Annotated in this window: 20 protein-coding genes; 11 read left to right on the top strand and 9 right to left on the bottom strand. The window is 71.0% G+C overall.

Features of this window, described 5'->3' with window-relative positions; genetic code table 11:
* Positions 1–19 precede the first annotated feature (19 nt).
* A complete protein-coding gene (locus tag ACFQS1_RS01135; protein WP_378963951.1) occupies positions 20–856 on the bottom strand; it encodes an alpha/beta fold hydrolase in 837 nt (278 codons plus the stop codon).
* Positions 857–892: 36 nt separating this feature from the next.
* Between ACFQS1_RS01135 and ACFQS1_RS01130 the strand changes: the two genes are divergently transcribed.
* Both ACFQS1_RS01130 and ACFQS1_RS01125 read left to right on the top strand, forming a co-directional pair.
* Positions 893–1,435 carry a helix-turn-helix domain-containing protein gene (locus ACFQS1_RS01130; protein WP_378963950.1) on the top strand — a complete coding sequence of 181 codons (543 nt, stop codon included), beginning with the start codon at positions 893–895 and terminating at the stop codon, positions 1,433–1,435.
* A gap of 4 nt (positions 1,436–1,439) precedes the next feature.
* Complete coding sequence (locus ACFQS1_RS01125; protein WP_378963949.1) at positions 1,440–1,772, top strand: hypothetical protein; 333 nt, start codon at positions 1,440–1,442, stop codon at positions 1,770–1,772.
* A 237-nt stretch (positions 1,773–2,009) separates the two neighbouring features.
* Here the strand turns inward: ACFQS1_RS01125 and ACFQS1_RS01120 are convergent, their stop codons facing one another.
* The gene (locus tag ACFQS1_RS01120; protein WP_378963948.1) at positions 2,010–2,972 is read right to left on the bottom strand and encodes an FAD-dependent oxidoreductase; all 963 of its coding nucleotides are present in this window, start codon (positions 2,970–2,972) and stop codon (positions 2,010–2,012) included.
* A 196-nt stretch (positions 2,973–3,168) separates the two neighbouring features.
* On the opposite strand from ACFQS1_RS01120, the gene ACFQS1_RS01115 reads away from it, so the two are divergent.
* Both ACFQS1_RS01115 and ACFQS1_RS01110 read left to right on the top strand, forming a co-directional pair.
* A complete protein-coding gene (locus tag ACFQS1_RS01115; protein ID WP_378963947.1) occupies positions 3,169–4,314 on the top strand; it encodes an SCO2521 family protein in 1,146 nt (381 codons plus the stop codon).
* Positions 4,311–5,276 (top strand): DUF6879 family protein, encoded by a 966-nt coding sequence (locus ACFQS1_RS01110; protein WP_378963946.1) that lies wholly within the window; start codon positions 4,311–4,313, stop codon positions 5,274–5,276. Before ACFQS1_RS01115 ends, ACFQS1_RS01110 begins: the two co-directional genes overlap by 4 nt.
* Here ACFQS1_RS01110 and ACFQS1_RS01105 read toward each other — a convergent pair.
* Genes ACFQS1_RS01105 through ACFQS1_RS01090 form a run of 4 tightly spaced genes read right to left on the bottom strand, consistent with a single transcriptional unit; the run spans position 5,261 to position 9,783 of the window.
* Positions 5,261–6,205 (bottom strand): SCO2522 family protein, encoded by a 945-nt coding sequence (locus ACFQS1_RS01105; RefSeq protein ID WP_378963945.1) that lies wholly within the window; start codon positions 6,203–6,205, stop codon positions 5,261–5,263. The genes ACFQS1_RS01110 and ACFQS1_RS01105 overlap by 16 nt on opposite strands.
* Complete coding sequence (locus ACFQS1_RS01100; RefSeq protein WP_378963944.1) at positions 6,202–7,110, bottom strand: SCO2523 family variant P-loop protein; 909 nt, start codon at positions 7,108–7,110, stop codon at positions 6,202–6,204. Before ACFQS1_RS01100 ends, ACFQS1_RS01105 begins: the two co-directional genes overlap by 4 nt.
* Entirely contained in the window at positions 7,110–8,966 is a 1,857-nt protein-coding gene (locus ACFQS1_RS01095) for an SCO2524 family protein (protein ID WP_378963943.1), read from the bottom strand. The genes ACFQS1_RS01100 and ACFQS1_RS01095 overlap by 1 nt, the downstream gene beginning before the upstream one ends.
* A 34-nt stretch (positions 8,967–9,000) precedes the next feature.
* Complete coding sequence (locus ACFQS1_RS01090) at positions 9,001–9,783, bottom strand: SCO2525 family SAM-dependent methyltransferase (RefSeq protein WP_378963942.1); 783 nt, start codon at positions 9,781–9,783, stop codon at positions 9,001–9,003.
* 336 nt (positions 9,784–10,119) lie between these two features.
* On the opposite strand from ACFQS1_RS01090, the gene ACFQS1_RS01085 reads away from it, so the two are divergent.
* Positions 10,120–11,217, top strand: a complete 1,098-nt coding sequence (locus ACFQS1_RS01085; protein WP_378963941.1) for an LLM class flavin-dependent oxidoreductase — start codon at positions 10,120–10,122, stop codon at positions 11,215–11,217.
* Positions 11,214–11,828, top strand: a complete 615-nt coding sequence (locus ACFQS1_RS01080) for an FMN reductase (protein WP_378963940.1) — start codon at positions 11,214–11,216, stop codon at positions 11,826–11,828. Before ACFQS1_RS01085 ends, ACFQS1_RS01080 begins: the two co-directional genes overlap by 4 nt.
* Positions 11,829–11,837: 9 nt before the next feature.
* Here the strand turns inward: ACFQS1_RS01080 and ACFQS1_RS01075 are convergent, their stop codons facing one another.
* The 3 genes from ACFQS1_RS01075 to ACFQS1_RS01065 all read right to left on the bottom strand — a co-directional run bounded on the left by ACFQS1_RS01075 (position 11,838) and on the right by ACFQS1_RS01065 (position 14,357).
* Positions 11,838–12,329, bottom strand: a complete 492-nt coding sequence (locus ACFQS1_RS01075) for a GNAT family N-acetyltransferase (protein WP_378963939.1) — start codon at positions 12,327–12,329, stop codon at positions 11,838–11,840.
* A 61-nt stretch (positions 12,330–12,390) separates the two neighbouring features.
* Complete coding sequence (locus ACFQS1_RS01070) at positions 12,391–13,770, bottom strand: MFS transporter (protein WP_378963938.1); 1,380 nt, start codon at positions 13,768–13,770, stop codon at positions 12,391–12,393.
* Positions 13,771–13,793: 23 nt separating this feature from the next.
* Complete coding sequence (locus ACFQS1_RS01065) at positions 13,794–14,357, bottom strand: histidine phosphatase family protein (RefSeq protein ID WP_378963937.1); 564 nt, start codon at positions 14,355–14,357, stop codon at positions 13,794–13,796.
* A 178-nt stretch (positions 14,358–14,535) separates the two neighbouring features.
* Here ACFQS1_RS01065 and ACFQS1_RS01060 point away from each other — a divergent pair, with 178 nt between their 5' ends.
* The 5 genes from ACFQS1_RS01060 to ACFQS1_RS01040 all read left to right on the top strand — a co-directional run bounded on the left by ACFQS1_RS01060 (position 14,536) and on the right by ACFQS1_RS01040 (position 17,897).
* Complete coding sequence (locus tag ACFQS1_RS01060; protein ID WP_378963936.1) at positions 14,536–14,943, top strand: hypothetical protein; 408 nt, start codon at positions 14,536–14,538, stop codon at positions 14,941–14,943.
* A gap of 130 nt (positions 14,944–15,073) precedes the next feature.
* The gene (locus tag ACFQS1_RS01055) at positions 15,074–15,265 is read left to right on the top strand and encodes a hypothetical protein (protein ID WP_378963935.1); all 192 of its coding nucleotides are present in this window, start codon (positions 15,074–15,076) and stop codon (positions 15,263–15,265) included.
* Positions 15,266–15,284: 19 nt separating this feature from the next.
* Positions 15,285–15,914 (top strand): SAM-dependent methyltransferase, encoded by a 630-nt coding sequence (locus ACFQS1_RS01050; RefSeq protein WP_378963934.1) that lies wholly within the window; start codon positions 15,285–15,287, stop codon positions 15,912–15,914.
* Positions 15,915–16,023: 109 nt separating this feature from the next.
* Positions 16,024–16,923 carry a sensor histidine kinase gene (locus tag ACFQS1_RS01045; protein ID WP_378963933.1) on the top strand — a complete coding sequence of 300 codons (900 nt, stop codon included), beginning with the start codon at positions 16,024–16,026 and terminating at the stop codon, positions 16,921–16,923.
* The gene (locus tag ACFQS1_RS01040) at positions 16,920–17,897 is read left to right on the top strand and encodes a response regulator (protein WP_378963932.1); all 978 of its coding nucleotides are present in this window, start codon (positions 16,920–16,922) and stop codon (positions 17,895–17,897) included. Before ACFQS1_RS01045 ends, ACFQS1_RS01040 begins: the two co-directional genes overlap by 4 nt.
* The last annotated feature ends 13 nt before the right edge of the window (positions 17,898–17,910 follow it).

Here is a 17,910-nt window from a genome sequence, read left to right as displayed (position 1 = left end):
GCAACCGGCCGGCCGTCACTCAGCCCCGGATCAGTTCCCGGAGGGCGTCGCGCACCGCGTCCGGCTGTTCGATGTGCATGAAGTTGTGCGTCGCGCCGTCGATCACCCGGTGCGTGCCGTCGGTGACCGACGCGGCGATCCCGGCGTGCAGCTCGCGGATGCCGTCGAGCGCCGCGCGGATCAGCTCCGGTGAGCCGAAGCCCTGCCAGGCCGGATTGCCGGCCCCGGCCGAGAGGACGATGACCGGCACGTCCGGCACGGGCCCGCCGTGGCGGAGCTCGTCGTAGACCTCGCTCTCGAGGTTCGCCGCCTCGAGCAGGCCGGTGCGCCAATGCTCCACGTGGTGCCCGGCGAGCTCATCGCGTACGGCTGCGGGCCAGGAATTCAGGATTTTGGCCCACGCGTCGCGAGCGGCGGCGCGCTGCTCGGCCGTCAGGTCGGGCAGCCGTGCCGGGTCGGGCTTCATCCGCTGGTTGAGCGCGGCGGCCTCGGCCGGCAGGTGCGCGAAGAGATCCTCGTGACCGGGGTCGAGGAGCAGCATCCCGGCCACCGACGCGGGGAAAAGTTGCGCGAAACGCCGCGCATACACCGCGCCCATCGAGTGCCCGACCAGGAAATGCTTCCCGTCCCCGGCGACCCGGCGCAGCTCGGTTGCCACGTCCAGAGCGCTGCGGGGCAGGGGAACGGGCGCGCTCCAGCCGGTGCCACCGCGGTCGTAGAGCAGGTGCGTTGCCCCGCTCAGTTTCGTCAGATTCAGGAAATCGAGTCCGACCAGGCCGGCCCCGGGGAGGTAGAGCACGCTCGCTCCGCCGGATCCGAACTGGTAGGTGGCCACCCCGCCGACCATTGTTCTCATGTCTGCGAACATTAGCAGCCGTGCGAACATTGGGGAATGGACCCGGTCGAGCTCCTCCTTCATCCGGTACGGCTGCGCATCGTGCACGCCCTCTCCGGCCGCACGGTGACCACGGCCGGCCTGTGCGCCCGCCTGCCCGACGTCTCGCAGGCGACCGTCTATCGGCATGTGGCCCTGCTCGCCGAGGCCGGCATCATCGAGGTCGCGCAGGAGCAACGGGTGCGTGGTTTCGTGGAACGCAGCTACCGGCTGCGCCGCGACCGGGCCGTCATCGACGCGAAAAAGGCGGCCTCCGCGACCACCGAGGACCATCGCCGGGCGTTCGCCACCGCGATGGCCGTGCTGCTCGCCGAGTTCGGCTCCTACCTGGACGGGGCCCCGGACCCGGCGTCCGACCTGGTCGGCTACCGTCAGCACGCGATCTGGCTGACCCCGGCCGAGCGCGCGAAACTCATCGCCGGCCTGCGCGAGGCGATCCTCCCGGTGCTGGCCAACGAGCCCACCGGCGAGCGCGCGCCGCACCTGCTCAGCCCGATCCTCTTCCCGATGAACGAAGGCCCGGCGAGAGCGGACCGATGAGCCGATGGGCGGCCGCCGCGGCGACATACCTCGGCCGCACAGGCGCGATCCGACTGCTGGCCGGCGCGGCAAGGCGCGCCGCCACCAGGACGCGGTCCGCCAGCTCGCGGCGCTCAAGGCCGAGTACCGCCGGCCCCTCGCGCCGGGCGCCGAGGCGGCGGGCCGCACCCGGCTGACCGAGCGCTACTCCGTGATGGACACCGTCGCCGAGCTTCCGGAACGAAAGTTTCTCGCCCGCAAGGCCGCCCACCTGCGAAAATCGGAGCTGAGCCGGCTGCTGTCGGCCCACCCGGGCATGACGGTGCGCCAGGCCCGGCGAGCCCGGAAGAAACGGTAGGCGCGCACCCGGCGTACGCGGCCACCGAAACGGCCCGACGCGACGCGATGCGCAGGCGTTTCCGCCCGCTCGGCCACCGGAAACCGATCCTCGGCCGCGATGCCGGACAAGCCGAGGCCGGATAAGCCGAGGCCGGACAAGCCGAGGGACGGACAAGCCGAGGGACGGACAAGCCGAGGCCGGACAAGCCGATGCCGGACAAGCCGATGCCGGACAAGAGGTCAGCCGGATGCGAGGTCAGCGGCCGAGCAGGCCGCACACGACGGCGGTGACGTCGTCGGCGCAACCCCAGGAGAGGCTGACGCCGGCGCCGCTGTGCCCGTAGTTGTGCACGATGTGCCGCCCACCGGAGCTTTCCTGCTCGAGGCGGATGACCGGGCGGGCCGGGCGGATCCCGCCGCGGTGGCCCAGCACCTCGGCGTCGCGGATCTCGGGGAAGATGTCGCCGCACCGCTTCAGGATCGCGTCGGCCACCAGCGGGTCCGGCTCGGGATCGGCGACGCCCTCCTCGGCGCTGCCGCCGAGCAGCAGGATGTCGCCCTGTGGGAGCAGGTAGATCATCTCGCCGAGCTCCTCGGTGTGCTCGGCGAAGAACTCGCGGTGCCCGGGGTTGCGGATCACCACCAGCTGCCCGCGGATCGGCTTGACGGTCGGGTCGGGCACCAGCTCGCGGGCGCCCGAGCCGCTGCAGTTGACGACGATCGGCGCCTGCGCGAAACCTTCGGCCAGCGACGTCAGCCGGGCGCCGAACCGCAGCTCGGCGCCGGACGCCCGGACCATCGCCTCGAGCGCGGCCAGGTACGGCGGCATGTCGATGATCGGCGCCGTGTAGTGCCAGCCGTGCACGAAACCTTTCGGCAGCTCGGCCCGGACACATTCGCGAAAGCCGGGCAGGCCGCGGGCCCACCCGGGCGACGTGATCGGGCTGCGGGATGCCTCGATGCCGTCGACGACGCGGACGCCGGGGAAGCTTTCGGCGGCCATCCGCGAGAAGACGGCGTAGCTGGCGGCGGCCCACTCGGGGACGCGCGCGTGCTCGGCGTAGATCGGGTCCCAGATCGCGCCGGCGGCGGCCGAATTCGTGTCGCGGGGCGCTGCCTCGGCGACGAGCCGGACGCGCAGGCCCTGCTCGGCCAGTCGCACGCTCGTGGTCAGCCCGGAGACACCGGCGCCGACGACGAGCACATCGGGTCGGTCCATCTTTCGACGCTAACGGTGATCGATGCTCCGTCGCGGGACAACGCCACGTGAGGAACATGAATGTGCGGACGATGCGGATACGGCGTCCAAGCCTTGAATCACTCCGCCGTTGATGCTATGTACACCGACCGCTCCGGATCGATCACGGACGGTTGCAATCCTCGGGTCTTTGGGGTGCAATCGACAGGCTGGCGTCATGCGGGCGGGGACGCACGATGTGTGTGGACACAGCTGGGGCGCGCAGTACGGTCATCGGCGACTCGCGCTGCTTTCGCTCGGCGCCCAGGGTTCCCGCGCCGCCAACGAATGGGGGGCCTACGTGCTCGTCGTGGGTGAGGTGGACACCGGACTGCTACGCGGACGCGACCCGTCGTCCAGCGACGACGGACGGAGACTGGTCGAGTTGGTCGCGGGCGAGCGGGTTCTGGTGGCCACCCGGCCACGGTCCTATGTGCGCTCGCCCGAGCGCCCGGTGGGCGTCGACTGCGCGCTGGCCGCCGGCCACGCCCGCGGCATCGGCACGGCGTTGCAGCGGGCCGCGATCACCGACAACGAGGTGGTGCAGGGTTCCGCGTACGCGATGATCGTGCCTTCCGGTCACACCGCCCGCCGCCCGTGGTCGCACTATCTGGCGCGGCCCGGCCACATCGAGGCGATCGGCAGGCCGCGCTGGGACGCGCTGGCCCGGGAATTGGCCCACCCCGAGCGCGTGCCGGCCGTCCTCGACCTGGGCGCGGTGGCCCAGCGCGCCACCAACGAGGTGCAGAGCGCCGCGCGCGGCGGCCCCGACGACTCCTTTCGCGCGGCCCGCTCCCGCCTGAGATGGGTGGCCCGCGTCGGCGACGACGAGACTCCGCTGTCCGGCGTCCACTTCGAGGTTCACGACCGCCGCCTGCGCCTGCTGACCTTCACGGTCGGCCGGCCCGGCCGCGGAAACCTCGGCGGTGTGGATGGGGAAAACGCGGCCCGGCCGGATGCCGAAGACGCCCACCGGCCGCATGCCGGCGGTGCGGGCCGGCTGGACGCCGGGCGGATCGCCGCCGCCTGCGAGGACGTCGCGCTGCACGACTGGCTGCTCTCCACGCTCATCGAGAGCGTGCGCAAGTCGGCGATCGGCCGGCTGCCCCGCGGCGACACGCTGCGGCGGCTCGGCCCCGCGATCGACCGGCTGCTGCACCTATGGATGCCGGCCGCCCGCGCCGACGAGCTCACCGAGACGATGTGGGCCGTCCTCGAGCGACGGCCCGGCTTCAGCCGGCAGTGGACCACGCTGGCCACCCGCGTCCGCGACCAGTTCGCGGTGATGCTGGCCGAGTCCCTGTCCGCGGCGAACCGCCCGTGAGCGCCGAGACAGCCGTGGCGGCGACCGGGAACGGCACCAGCGGGGTCATCAAGACGGCGCTGCTCACCGTGGCCAGCGGCGGCATCACCTTCCTGGTCACCAACGGCCTGGATCAGCCGCAGGCGATCTGCATCATCCTGTCCATCCTGATCGGCGGGATCGCGCTGATGGTCCGCTTCCTGGTCGACTTCGAAAAGCGGCTGGCCGGCGTCGAGGAGATCGAGCGGGAGGGCATGGCCGACATGAAGAAGCTGGTCGGGGACGCGTTCTCGGAGATCAGCGAGGCGACCGCGCTGTTCGGCCTGATCGAGGCGTCGGCGCTGCAGACCGACCTGGTCACCCAGCTGGTGCGCAACTCGACCAGCATCTCGCCCGACTCGCCGCCGATCGTCTACAAGTTCGTCCAGGCCAAGATCAAGGAGATGTCGGACTTCCTCAAGCAGCTCGCCGAGGGCGGCACGGTCACCTACTACGGCGAGGACCGCGACTGGCTGCTCGGCCTCACCCGCACGGCCACCACCAGCGTCGACGCGATCAGCCTGGCCGCGGTCGACCACGATCTGTGGCACAGCGAGATCGGCCAGCGCTACCTCGACGCCCAGCGGCGAGCGGCCCGCGACGGCCGGCGGGTGCGCCGGATCTTCGTGCTGGAGTCGCCGGACATGGAGCACGATCCCGAACTGCGCCGCGCCTACGAGGAGCAGCGGGAGATGCTGATCGAGGTGCGCCTGCTCGACCGCCTGGCGGTGCCCACCCCGCTGCAGGTCCAGGTGCGTGATTTGATCCTGTTCGACGACATTCTTGCGTACGAGACCACGCCCACCACCACCGATCCGAGCAAGGCCCAGGTGGCCGAGACCCGGCTGGTGCTCACCGATTCCCGGGTCAAGGAGTGCTCGCAGCTGTTCCGGGAGCTGTGGGACGTCTCCCGCGAGCTGCGCCCCGCTCAGACGAACAGGTAGTCGATCCGCTCGACCGTCTCGTCCGGCAGCGCCACGCCCTCGGCGCCGGCCCGTTCGAGCACCTGCCCGGCGACCAGCGGATCCACGCCCACCTGGCTCAGGATCGTGCGCACCGCGTGCTCGATCGCCAGGAACCGGCGGTCCAGCACGTTGAACGTGCGGTATGCGCGGAACGGCGCGGCCTTCGGGTTGAGCCGTAAGACCGCGGGCATCTCGTCCCACGCCGCGGGCAGCTCCTCGGGCCGGCCCGGCACCGGCTCGGCGACCGGCTCGCCGAGGTGGCGCAGCAGCCCCAGCCGCTGCAACTGCCAGACCGCCGCCAGGAACGGGCACGACCACTTCCGCTCGCCGTTCTCGACGCTCCACAGCTCGACGTCCACGAAGATCGAGTGGTTGCGGATCGCGCTCTCCCGTGGCGGCGCCCACGGCCGGGGCGCGGACATCGCCGCGGCCGCCGCCGACGGCGAGCGCTCGCCGTTGGTCAGCCAGCCCGACACGCTGACCGGCGGCCGGCCGCCGGTGGTGCCCTCGGGCGGCTCGTCCACGATGTGCGCCTGCACCACCGCCGCCAGGTCGAGATCGCCGACCCGGGCGCACCCGGACTCCCGGGCCACGTAGTCGATCTCCAGGTCGGCGGCGCGGGCCGCCGCCACCAGCGCCGGCACCACCTCGCGCGGCGAGGAGAACCTGGTGAAGTAGTCGTCGATCAGGAAGCAGGTGCTGATCCGGGGGCGGGCCACGGCGACCTGCCCGGCGGCCGCGCGAGCCCACGGCGCGACCCGCCGGAAGTGCTCGCGCAGGCGCTGCCCGCCCTGCTCGTAGTCGTCCATGTAGAGGTGGCCGAGCTCGAGCGACAGGTGCGACAGGGCCACCGACCGGGCCGCGGGGACGGCGCTCACCTCGGTGAACACGTCGTCCGCGGTGGTCACAGCCCCTCCCACGCGCTCTCGTCGACGATCTTCTTGGCCAGCTCCTCGAGCGCGTTGACGGTGCGCTCGTTGGCCGTGCGGTAGAGCCAGACGTCGTCGTTGGACAGCAGTTGCTCCTGCCACTGCAGCACCGGGTCGAGCGGCACCTCGCCGAGCAGCTTGGCCTGGCCGACGCCGCTGCGGCTGGCCAGCTCCTGCAGCCGCCGGTTGCACACATCGAGCCAGGCGAGCTGCTCGGGGCGCAGGCCGGCCTGCTCGGGCGCGGACGGGTCGAGCACCGCGGTACGGACGAAGCGGATGTTCTCCACCAGGTCGGCCCGGCGGTGCCCCTTCTGCTCGCCGGTGTCGAGGATGCCCTGCGGGCCCAGCACCAGGTTGCCCGCGGCGATGATGTGCTGCCGCGTCCACCGATGGAAGACGATCCACCGGGCCGGGATCGCGGCCGCGGCGGTGGCCTCGAGGACGATCTCGGTGGCGTACGAGCGGCCGGCGCTCAGGTCGACCAGCACCAGGTCGTACTCCTCGGACAGGCGCAGCAGCAGCTCGGTGCAGCGCTCCACGATCCCCGGACCCGAGCTGAACTCGCCGCGGCCCCGGTCGCCGGGCAGCAGGATCAGCTCGCCCGCGCCGGCCGGCCGGGCCCGCAGCGCCTCGCGCTGCGACGCCGCCCAGACGTTGATCTCCTTGGGCTCGGTCTCGCCGTCGATCAGGTAGCTGTGCAGGCCGCCGCCGGCCACCCCGGCCGGCGCGTCCGGCAGGTCGAAGATCGCCCCGGCGGTGGGCGAGCCGAAGTCGAAGTCGAGGTAGCACGCGTTCTTACCCTGCAGGGCGTGCCGGTAGGCCAGGTTACAGCTGGTCACCGAGCGGCCGGTGCCGCCCTTGTCGGAGGTCGCGAAGATCAGCATCAGGCCGGCCCGCTGTCCGCCCCGCGGGCCGCCGACAGCCGGTCGAGCCGGCCCAGCACCTCCTGGCCGAGCGCGACCGCCACGCCCGGGCGCCGCGGCCGCACCGCCCGGGCGCGGCGCAGCTCCAGCCCGATCTGGTCCAGCTCGACCTTCAGCCCCATGCCGCGGGTGGTGGTGCCGTTGAGCAGCTCCCGGTCGTACAGGTACTCCGCCTCGTTGAGCAGGTCGTCGGCGACCCGGCCGAGCAGGTCGCTCGGCGGCGACGGCTCCTGGATCAACCGGGCCGCCGCGACCAGGCAGTCGACCACCCGCTTGGTGTAGTACCAGGACACCTTGCCCGGGCCGTCGTCGTCCTTGGCGAGGTAGGGGAAGGCGCCGGCCGGCCGGTCCCACAGCCCCCGGTCCTCGCCCTCGGTGATGATGCGGGAGGACAGGTGCTTCCAGATGTCGTCGGACAGCCCGATCATCCGGCTGCGGGCCGGGCCGTCGGTGAGCATCTGGGCCAGGTTGATCGTGCGCCGGTACAGCGTCGGCGAGATGTCGGCGACCGTCCACGCCAGGGTCGGGCCGCCCACGTCCTCGCTGCCCTCCAGTGGGAACTGCATGCCCGGGTAGTGCACCGCGGTCGCGGTCTCCGGCTCGGTCGAGCGGCGGGTGATGCGGCTGCGCGCGGCGAGGTCCTCCATCACGTTGGCCACCCGCCGGCGGTCGGTGTCCGAGGCGCCCGCCGCCTGCATGTTCTGCACCACCATGCCGCCGACCAGCAGGGTGAAGTAGTCGGCCTCGATGCCGTCGGTGGTGCGCCACGGCATGTCCTCGAGGGGCCACTTGCCGCCGCCGAAGGTCGCGACCGTCGCCCAGTACGATTGGGTGAGCTCGTAACGCAACTGCAGCGACTGGGTGAGCCGCAGCTGCTCGGGGTCGAGCAGGCCGAGCAGCCGGGTCCGCGGGGAGGTGAGCTCCTGGATCGCGTCCAGGGCGACCGTGGTGAAGTAGAGGTAGGGCGCGTTCTGCGCCACGCCCGGTTTCTGCGCGCCGATCCGGGCCTGGGTCTCGATCTCGGGCGCCTCCCGCACCACGCCCCAGGACCAGCCGCACTCGAACAGCCGGTTCGGGTTGTCGAGCTCGGAGCCCTCGGCGGCGCCGGAACCGATGGTGACGTCGTCGCGGAGCCGGGCGTTGATCTCGCGCAACGCCTCGCGGAGCTCGTCGACCACCTGCTGGACCGGGCGCCGGCGCTGGTTGACCGTGCGGATCAGCTCGTGGCCGAAGAGGGAGTCGGCCGCGAACACGTTGACCGCGAAGCTGCGCAGCAGCCCGGTCATCGCCGCCGACAACCGCCGGCTCGCCTTTTCCTGCAGCTGATCGACCAGCTCGATCAGCGCGGGGCGGGCCAGCTCCTGCCGGAAGATCTTGACGAAACCGGTGATCGCCAGCATCAGCGTCACCGAGATCGAGAACGAGTCCACCACGTCCAGCTCGAGCTGAGCCTGTTTGATCTCCTCGTCCGGCACGTCGGAGCGGAAATAGCCGCTGCCGGAGAAGATCGGCGTCCCGTCGGGGGCGGTGTAGCGGTCGATGTAGGCGGTGAGCGCGTGGATCAGCCGTACCGGAATCTGCCTGTTGTCGCCCAGGACCCGCAGCTTGTCCAGGACGTCGCCGGCGACCGCGTCGGGACGGTCGAGCCGGAACAGCGGGATCTGGGTGGCCGGCGCCATGATGCAGAGCAATTGCTCCGCGTCGCTGATCGAGTTGCCCCCGTTGCGGCCGTCGCGGATCCACTCACCGTCGCGATAGGAGACCCGGGCTGTTGCCTGCCAGATGTCGAGCAGCTGTTGACGCGGTTGGGTCTGCATAGGTGTGCCGTCACCTTACCCGTCCGTGGGTGTGCTACCTCTTCCATCCCGTCGCGACGATCATCCCGCTGTACCCGTCGCGGAGGTCGTCGCTGTCGACCCTCTCAATCTGGCTTATCCGGGCGACGGATTCAAGGCACGACTTCACGTCCGTGTCATCGATCGAATACGCGGGGAAGAACGTCGAGCCGACGTAATAGCCTTCGGATCGGCACATGAAGGCGGCGGCGAACGGCGAGCCCGGTTTCAGCGAGTCGATGAAGTTCAGCGTGGCGCGCTCGAACTCGTCGTCGCGGGTGGTGATCGACTCGGCCACGAAGAACATCGTGCCGAGGTCGTACGCCCCGGACTGCCCGGACCTGAGGGCGAAGACGTTGCCCTTGGTCACCCAGGCCAGCCCGGCCAGCACGTCCATCGGGTCCTTGATCCGCTGGTACGCCGGGCGGCCGTCCGAGATGGCGGGCCAGAACTCGTCGCGCCAGCTGCTCTGCGGTTTCACCAGCGCGTCGATCAGCCATTGCCGGTTGGTGTGCGAGCGCTCGAACAGCGTCACCCGCGCCGCGAACGGCAGCATGGTGAGGGCGGGGTAGAGATTGGTGCCGGAGCCGACGTCGATGGCGTTGGCGAGCGCGCGGGGCTGGGCGCGGTCGAAGCAGTGCTCGAAGAAGTCGGCGACGATGTCGATGATGCGGGCGTCGTCGTGGCGCAGGTGCTTGTAGTTGTGCCAGAAGTACTCATCGGAATCGAACCGATCCCAGGGCGCATCGTCGTTGGCGGGGCCGGTCGCCAGCGCGGCACGTAAAACGCTGTCGCCCACAGGGACTCCTCCAGCACTCAGGGCGGTACACGACTAGGTCGAGGCTGGCGGAGCGGCCAGGCCGTTGCAGCCCAGAGCTTACCCTAGTCATGGCGCAACCGGTCATCCCCGGGGAACGACGTTGCACACTAAGACATCGTCCCCCCGTTCGCACTCCACCACACGGGGAATTCCCTCATTGATACCCCTGGCGGCAAAGGATCAGCCTGTTCAGGGGATGTCCGGACAATGGTGTGACCCGCGCCGCAGCGCGGATCTTTTAGATTTGAAATACTTCCGTGGCCGGCGGCGTTGAGGCGGCCGTAGGGACAACGCCAAGCAGCTCAGGAGCGGGTCATGCAGTTCGGGATCTTCAGCGTCAGCGACATCACCACCGACCCGACGACCGGGCAGACCCCGTCCGAGGGCGAGCGCATCAAGAACATCGTCACGATCGCCAAGCACGCGCAGGAGGTCGGCCTCGACGTCTTCGCGCTCGGCGAGCACCACAACGAGCCGTTCTTCTCCTCCTCGCCGACCACCACCCTCGCGTACATCGCGGCGCAGACCGACAAGTTGCTGCTCAGCACCGCGACCACGCTGATCACCACCAACGACCCGGTGAAGATCGCCGAGGACTACGCGATGCTGCAGCACCTGAGCGGCGGCCGCGTCGACCTGATGATGGGCCGGGGCAACACCGGGCCGGTCTACCCGTGGTTCGGCAAGGACATCCGCGCGGGCATCCCGCTGGCGATCGAGAACTACGCGCTGCTGCACAAGTTGTGGCGCGAGCATGTCGTGGACTGGCAGGGAAAGTTCCGCACCCCGTTGCAGAGCTTCACGTCGACGCCGCGCCCGCTCGACGGCATCCCGCCGTTCGTCTGGCACGGCTCGATCCGCAGCCCCGAGATCGCCGAGCAGGCCGCCTACTACGGCGACGGCTTCTTCGCCAACCACATCTTCTGGCCGGCGTCGCACACCCAGCGGATGATCGCGCTCTACCGCGAGCGGTTCGCGCACTACGGCCACGGCGACGCCGACCAGGCCATCGTCGGCCTCGGCGGCCAGGTGTTCATGCGCAAGAACTCGCAGGACGCGGTGAACGAGTTCCGGCCGTACTTCGACAACGCGCCGGTCTACGGCCACGGCCCGTCGCTGGAGGACTTCACCCGCGAGACGCCGCTGACCGTCGGCAGCCCGCAGCAGGTCATCGACCGGACGCTGGGTTTCCGCGACTACGTCGGCGACTACCAGCGCCAGCTGTTCCTGATGGACCACGCCGGCCTGCCGCTCAAGACCGTCCTCGAGCAGCTCGACCTGCTCGGCGGCGAGGTCGTGCCGGTGCTGCGCAAGGAGTTCGCGGCGCTGAAGCCGGCGCACGTCCCGGACGCGCCCACCCACCAGTCCCTGCTGGCCGCGAAGAACGCGGAGAACGGAAAGGTTTCCGCATGAACCAGCGAAATCTTGTGGTCGTCTCGGCCGGCCTGAGCCAGCCGTCGTCCACCCGGCTGCTCGCGGACCAGATCTCCGCGGCGGCGGTCACCGCCGCCGCGGCGACGGACATCGCCCTCGACGTCAAGGTCGTCGAGTTGCGCGATCTGGCGCACGACATCGCCAACAACTTGCTCACCGGGTTTCCGCCGCCGGCGCTCAAGGAGGCCATCGACGCGGTCGAGGCCGCGGACGCGCTGATCGCGGTGACGCCGATCTTCGCGGCCAGCTACAGCGGGCTGTTCAAGTCGTTCATCGACGTGATCGACAAGGACGCCCTCGCCGACAAGCCGGTGATCATCGCCGCCACGGCGGGCACCGCGCGGCACTCGCTGGCCCTGGAGCACGCGCTCCGGCCGCTGTTCGCCTACCTGCGCGCGGTGGTCATCCCCACGGCGGTCTTCGCGGCCACCGACGACTGGGGCTCCGGCTCGGCCGAGGGCATGTTGCGCGAGCGCATCGAGCAGGCGAGCGCCGAGCTGGCGCGCGAGCTGGAGCGGCGGGACCCGGTCTCGGTGGCCGACCCGTTCGCCCTCAACATCAACTTCGAGGACCTTCTCAAACCGCTCTGACGTACGGGTTCACAAGGGCTTCTCCAGCACCGCGGTGGGGCGGCCCTTGTCCCGGTCCGGGCGCACATCGATCGCCCGGTAGCCGAGGCGCTCCCAGAACGAGCGCGCGGCCTCGTTGGCGACCAGCACGCCCAGCTCCACCGCGGCCGCCCCGCCGCTGCGGAATCTTTCCTCGACCGCGGCGACAATGTCGCGGCCGTATCCGCGGCGCCCGAGCCGGCCGTCGACCATCAGCAGCCCGATCCACGGACGGCCGCTCACCGGATGCCGCAGCAGCAACTGCACGAAGCCCACCACCCGGCCGGTGCCGTCGCGCGCCACCAGGGTCTCGCAGCCGTCCGCCGCGGCGTCCGCGCGGAGCATCGCCTCGACCGAGTCCCGGGTCATCGTCTCGGGGTCCGCGTCGCCGCTGAGCCGCCAGTAGGCGGGCTGGGAGCGGCAAATTTCGTCAAGTTCGTCGGTTTCCGCGCGGGAAAATACCGCCGTCGTCAGCGAAATCATCGGTCCTCCCCGCCATGCCATCCGGTCCCGGCCGCCACATCATCCCGCTCTGCCGGCCGCGTCATCCGGGCCTGCCCGCCACGACGTTGCCGGCCGTCCGGGGCAGCGTGAACGCCTCCACGGCCGGGATCAGCAGCAGCACCGCGAGCAGCACGAAGGCGAACCGGTAGGCGCCCTCGCCGTCGGTACCCACGCCGGCGCCCAGCCGCACCAGCAGCGCGCCGGCCGCCACGCCCAGCCCGCCGCCCAGCTCCTGCAGCGTGGACATCAGAGTGTTGGCGCTGGTCATCCGAGGGCCGGGGACATCGGCGAACGCCACGGTGTTGTAGGTGGTGAAGCCGATCGAGCGAAAGATTCCGCTCACCATCAGCAAACCCAGCAGCAACACCAAGGGCGTCGCCGGCGTCAGGAACGCCATGGCGACCAGGCAGACCGCCGAGGCGAGCACCGAGCCCAGCATCACCGGCCGCATGCCGAAGCGACGCATCAGCGGGGTGGTGGCCGGCTTGATACCCACGTTGCCGGCGAACAGCGCGATCACCACGAGGCCGGCGTGCGCGGCGGTCCAGCCGAAGCCCAGCTGGAAGAACAGCGGCAGCAGGAACGGGATCGCGGTGATCACGGCGCGGAACACCGAGCCGCCCAGCGCCGTCACCCGGTAGGTGCGCACGGCCAGGATGCGCAGGTCGACCAGCGGGGCCGGGACGCGTCGCAGGTGGACGACCGTGAGGGTCAGGGCGGCGGCCGCCACCACCAGCGCGCTCGTTGCCAGGCTCCAGCGCGGGTGCGAGGACGCCACGCCCTCCAGGCCGAAGACCAGGGCGGCGATCCCGCAGGCTGCCAGCAGGAAACCGCGCAGATCCAGCCGGCCCGGGTCGTCCGCGCGCACGTCGGGCACCAGGCGCCGGGCCGGCAGCAGCGCGATCACGCCGAGCGGCACGTTGACCAGGAAGATCCAGCGCCATGACGCGTACGTGCTGAGCACCCCGCCCAGCGCCGGGGCGATCAGCGGCGCCGCCAGCGCGGGCCAGGTCAGGTATGCGACCGCCCGTACGAGATCGGTCTTCTCGGTCGTGCGGATCACCACCAGGCGGCCCACCGGGACCATCATGGCGCCACCCACACCCTGCAGGACCCGGGTCGCCACCAGCATCGGCAAGGACGTGGCGGCGGCGCAGCCGGCGGAGGCCAGGGTGAAGACGGCGACCGCCGCCGAGAAGACGCGGCGGGCGCCGAACTTGTCGGTGAGCCACCCGCTGATCGGGATCAGGACGGCCAGCGTCAAGACGTACGCGGTGATCGCGACGTTGATCGTGACGGGCGCGACGCCCAGGTCCTCGGCGATGTGCGGGGCGGCGGGGGCGATGACGGTGGCGTCGAGGATCTCCATGAAGAACGCGCCGGCCACCAGCAGGGCCAGCCAGCGCGCGCTTCTCGTCATAGGGAGATCATGATGCCGCTGCCTCAGCAGTTCCAAACGCCGATGGCCTGCTCACCGTGCTCGAAACCCAGCACGGAAAGTGTCGCGGTGCCGAGCACAAGCTTTCCGCCGCCGCTCGCGGGCAGGCCGATCCAGCGCGCGCCGGCGACCCGCAGCGAGTGTCCGTGCGCGATCAGCGCGATGTCGCCGCTGCCGGTGAGCTCGCGGGCGCGGGCCAGCACCCGGTCGATGCGCACGGTGATCTGCTCGGGCGTCTCGCCGCCCGGCGCGCCGTCGGTCCACAGCGACCAGCCCGGGTCGGACTCGTGGATCGTGGCCGAGGTGACGCCCTCGTACTCGCCGTAGTTCCACTCCGCCAGGTCCTCGGTGATCTCGGTGACCGTGAGGCCGGCCAGCTCGGCGGTGCGCAGGGCCCGCTTGCACGGGCTGGAGAACACCGCGGCGAACGTACGGCCGGACAGGCGCTCCCCGGCGGCCCGCGCCTGCCGCTCGCCCTCGGGGGTCAGGTCCAGATCCGTGTACGAGGTGTGGCGGCCCGCGGCGCTCCACTCCGTCTGCCCGTGCCGGATCAGAACGATCTCACCCATGCTCTCTTTGTACCCCGCCACCGCGTCCCGCACGCCGCGATGCGGGCGGTGCGCTCCACCACATCAAGATCGTTGCGCGCACCCCGTTGCGTACCGGAAGCGCATCTGCTTTTGTCGATCTATTCCGGTCGCCGTGCGGTGTCCGGAGCTTCCGTCGGGATCGAGATGGGGGGTCGGCGTGTCGGTAAGGAAGTCGTTCGAGACCGAGGTGGAGCGGGCCTTCCACTTCCTGGTCGCCGAGTACGGCCTGTCCCGGCCGGCCGGCGGCGGTTCCCTGGTCAGCTATTCCGGCGACGGTCTCAGCTACCAGATCGTCCTCGATCCCGCCGCGCGGTCGGTGACGACCAGTGTGGCCAAGGACCTCGGCGAGGTCCGGCTGACCGCCGACCTCCCGGCCCTGGTGGTCGGGGCGGCGCTGGGCGCGCCGGGCAACGTCCGCTGTGGCGCGCGGACCGTGACCGAGCTGCGCGCGACGGTGCTGGCGCAGGCGGCGTACGTGCGGCGGCTCCAGCCGTATCTGACGCCGCTGAACGTGCTGCCGCTGATGCGCGCCGCACACGCCCGCGAGCAAAGACCACAGTCCTAGCTGCACCAACAGATGATCCACTCCTCGACCATCGGCCATCGGGGAGCGACGGGACGGCGGACCTGCGGGACGCGGCCCGCGAGTTAGCTTCGCATGATCATCAGCGGGGCGAGCTCGGGGAGGCGACGCCGTGGGCCTGCGAAAACGGCCATACCGCCGCCGGATCCGGCGACATCCTCCGGCATCGCGCGCGACCGGCCTGCTCGCGGCCACCCGGGCGTGGGAGCGCGAGCAACCGGTGTCCGAGCCGGACCCGTGCGCGGCCGGCGTGCACGCCGAGCTCCGCGCCGCGGCGCGCCTGGCGGACACCACCGACGCGTGAGATCCGGTTGACTGGGCAGATGACGCGGGACTGGGTCCGATGGCACGACGACTACGACGCCCCGGGCTCCTCGCTGAGCCGCCGCCTCGAGGTGGTGCGCGAGCATCTGCGCGACGCCCTGGCCGAAGGGCCCGCGAGCCTGCTCAGCATCTGCGCGGGTGACGGCCGCGACGTGTTGCCGCTGCTCGCGTCGCAGCCCGGCGGCCGTTCGGTGCGCGCCCTGCTGATCGAGCTCGACCCCGGGCTGGCCCACCGCGCCCGCGAGACCGCGGCCGAGCTGGACCTCCCGCTCGTCGAGGTCCGCACCGCCGACGCCGGCGCGATTGCGACCTACGCCGATGTGGAGCCGGTCGACGTGCTCCTGGCCTGCGGCGTCTTCGGCAACATCCCGCCGGCCGACATGCGCCGCACGGTCGCGGCGCTGCCGGCACTGACCAACCCGGGCGCCACCGTGATCTGGACCCGCGGCCGCGGCGACGGCGACGCGGACCCGAGCGCCGAGGTCCGGGCCCGGTTCCTCGCCGAGGGCTTCACCGAGCTGGCCTTCGTCGCCCCCGACGACGCCCGTTTCCGGGTCGGCGTGTGCCGGCGGTCCGGCGAGCGTGCGATCCCGCTGCCGCCCGTCTCCCGCCTCTTCACTTTCGGTTGAGCGCGGCCGGCCGGACGGCGGCGACCATGGACGGAGCGGCAGACCGATCGAGGCCCGTCCTCGCCGGTAAGCTGCAAGCGCTCGGCGGGACGATTACTGGGGGCTGCGCGTGGACGCGACCTTGATTGCGGTCACCATGGTGATGATTGCCGGTCTCGCGGTCGTCGTGGCCGTGCAATACCGGCAGGCGGTCGGCCAGCAGCTGATCCTGCGGCAGGCGACGGACGCGGCGCGCCGGAGCGACCAGCAGCACCGGGAGACGATGGTCGCCCTGATCGAGGCCGTCCGGGCGCTGCAGCCGGCGCCGCCGGAGATCGCGGCGGTGACCGCCACCGAGGCGCCGGGAACGGAGCCGGCGCCGGAGCTGACCGACAGCAACATCGTGCAGGAGCTGACCCACTCCCTGCGGACGCCGCTGCATGCCATCCGCTACGAGACCGAAGCGATCGAGCTGACCCACCTCGACGACGAATCGCTTCGCGACCAGTGCGGCCAGATCGGCAGGTTCGTCGAGACGTGCGATGTGTTCCTCTCGGTCTTCGGGCAGGTGGTCGACGCGGCCCGGCGTACCGAGCGGCTTCGCGACGCCCCGCTGCCCGAGACGATCAGGACGCTGCACGCGGCCGCCGAGGCGGCGCATCAGCGCGGCACGAAGCTGATCCTGCTCGGTGTCCCGGAGCTGGTTGCCGACTACCAGAACACCTACCTGGCCGCGCTGCTGATGCCCCTGATCGAGAACGCGGTCGAGGCGAGCGAGCCGGCGGGCGAGATCACCGTGGAGTATCAGCCCGAGCCGGGGTACGCGACACTGCGCTGCGCGAATGCGGTGCCGCCGGGCACCGAGCTGCCGGCCCCGGGCTTCTCGACGAAGCATCCCGGTCCCGGGCTCGGGCTGAAGGTCGCCGAACGGCTGGCCGACATGCATCGCGGCGGACGGGTCGACATCGCTCTTCAGGACGGCCGGGCGCTGGTCGTGGTGCGCCTGCCCGACACGAGGGGAGAGATATGATCGAGGTGCTGCTGGTCGACGATCACCTGGAGCCGATGAAGGCCCTGGCGCGCACGGTCGGACTCCGCACCAACCTGGAGTACGAGGTGACCGACAGCCTGGACCGCGCCCTGGCCGTCGTGAGGGGCGGCGGCGTCAAGGTCGCCGTGCTCGACCAGCGGCTGCAGCCGACGCTGCCGATGGACGGCACCAAGGTCTTCGCGGAGATCAGGAAGATCGATCACCGGGTCCGCGGGATCATCATCAGCGGGCAGTCGGACAAGGCGGACCTGGTCGAGCTGAACGCCCTCGGGATGGCCTATCTCGACCGCGGGTGCACCGCCGAGGAGCTGGCGCAGGAGATCCTGAACCAGCGCATCACGTACCTCGAGGAGGCCGAACGCGAGTACGAGCGCAACGCCAAGTTCGTCGGCCGCTACGTCCGGCGCCGCCGGTCGCTCTTCTCGTCGCCGGGCCAGGTCGTCGAGCTGCTCGGCATCGAGCCGGGGGATTCCCGGGCCGCGTGCCTGGAGGAGGACTACACCATCGTCTCCGAGATCGAGTCGGGAACGAGTCGCCGGCGGGTGAACACGGTGGTCGTCGAGAACGAGGTGAGCCTCGAGCAGGAGAGCATCGCCCAGCTGGAGTCCCGACTGGGCCTGAGCGGGTCGGTGGTGAAGGAGGTCAGCGCCCACCTGAGCGATTCCCTGAAGGAACGCGACAACAGCCGGCAACTGAACCGCACCGAGCAGGCGGACGAGGAGAGCGTCAGCCTCTCCCAGGCCGATCTCGACAACGGTGTGGTCCACCGGCGGGTCGAGATCGCGCCCCTTTACTACCGTCGCCAGGCAATTCTGCGGATCACCTGCGAATGCTGCTGCGAACGCCGGGTGATGAGCATCAACCTGCGCCAACCGACCGGGACGTACAGCCGGCGCATGGTCGACACCTACCGCGATCAATCCACCAAGACTTACGATCTCGGGGTCCGCTAGAGTCCCGGCGCCG

Origin of the sequence: Paractinoplanes rhizophilus, assembly GCF_042664765.1 — a bacterium.
Taxonomy (GTDB): Bacteria; Actinomycetota; Actinomycetes; order Mycobacteriales; family Micromonosporaceae; genus Actinoplanes; species Actinoplanes rhizophilus.
The sequence above is the reverse complement of the archived record's forward strand: the minus strand, read 5'-3'. Positions and strand labels throughout refer to the sequence as shown.

What these genes read in the sequence shown, in the direction of transcription:
- ACFQS1_RS01135 (WP_378963951.1), bottom strand. Translation starts at nt 856, where the DNA reads ATGAGAACAATGGTCGGCGGGGTGGCCACCTACCAGTTCGGATCCGGC.
- ACFQS1_RS01130 (WP_378963950.1), top strand. Translation starts at nt 893, where the DNA reads ATGGACCCGGTCGAGCTCCTCCTTCATCCGGTACGGCTGCGCATCGTG.
- ACFQS1_RS01125 (WP_378963949.1), top strand. Translation starts at nt 1,440, where the DNA reads ATGGGCGGCCGCCGCGGCGACATACCTCGGCCGCACAGGCGCGATCCG.
- ACFQS1_RS01120 (WP_378963948.1), bottom strand. Translation starts at nt 2,972, where the DNA reads ATGGACCGACCCGATGTGCTCGTCGTCGGCGCCGGTGTCTCCGGGCTG.
- ACFQS1_RS01115 (WP_378963947.1), top strand. Translation starts at nt 3,169, where the DNA reads ATGCGGGCGGGGACGCACGATGTGTGTGGACACAGCTGGGGCGCGCAG.
- ACFQS1_RS01100 (WP_378963944.1), bottom strand. Translation starts at nt 7,110, where the DNA reads ATGCTGATCTTCGCGACCTCCGACAAGGGCGGCACCGGCCGCTCGGTG.
- ACFQS1_RS01095 (WP_378963943.1), bottom strand. Translation starts at nt 8,966, where the DNA reads ATGCAGACCCAACCGCGTCAACAGCTGCTCGACATCTGGCAGGCAACA.
- ACFQS1_RS01085 (WP_378963941.1), top strand. Translation starts at nt 10,120, where the DNA reads ATGCAGTTCGGGATCTTCAGCGTCAGCGACATCACCACCGACCCGACG.
- ACFQS1_RS01080 (WP_378963940.1), top strand. Translation starts at nt 11,214, where the DNA reads ATGAACCAGCGAAATCTTGTGGTCGTCTCGGCCGGCCTGAGCCAGCCG.
- ACFQS1_RS01075 (WP_378963939.1), bottom strand. Translation starts at nt 12,329, where the DNA reads ATGATTTCGCTGACGACGGCGGTATTTTCCCGCGCGGAAACCGACGAA.
- ACFQS1_RS01070 (WP_378963938.1), bottom strand. Translation starts at nt 13,770, where the DNA reads ATGACGAGAAGCGCGCGCTGGCTGGCCCTGCTGGTGGCCGGCGCGTTC.
- ACFQS1_RS01065 (WP_378963937.1), bottom strand. Translation starts at nt 14,357, where the DNA reads ATGGGTGAGATCGTTCTGATCCGGCACGGGCAGACGGAGTGGAGCGCC.
- ACFQS1_RS01050 (WP_378963934.1), top strand. Translation starts at nt 15,285, where the DNA reads ATGACGCGGGACTGGGTCCGATGGCACGACGACTACGACGCCCCGGGC.
- ACFQS1_RS01040 (WP_378963932.1), top strand. Translation starts at nt 16,920, where the DNA reads ATGATCGAGGTGCTGCTGGTCGACGATCACCTGGAGCCGATGAAGGCC.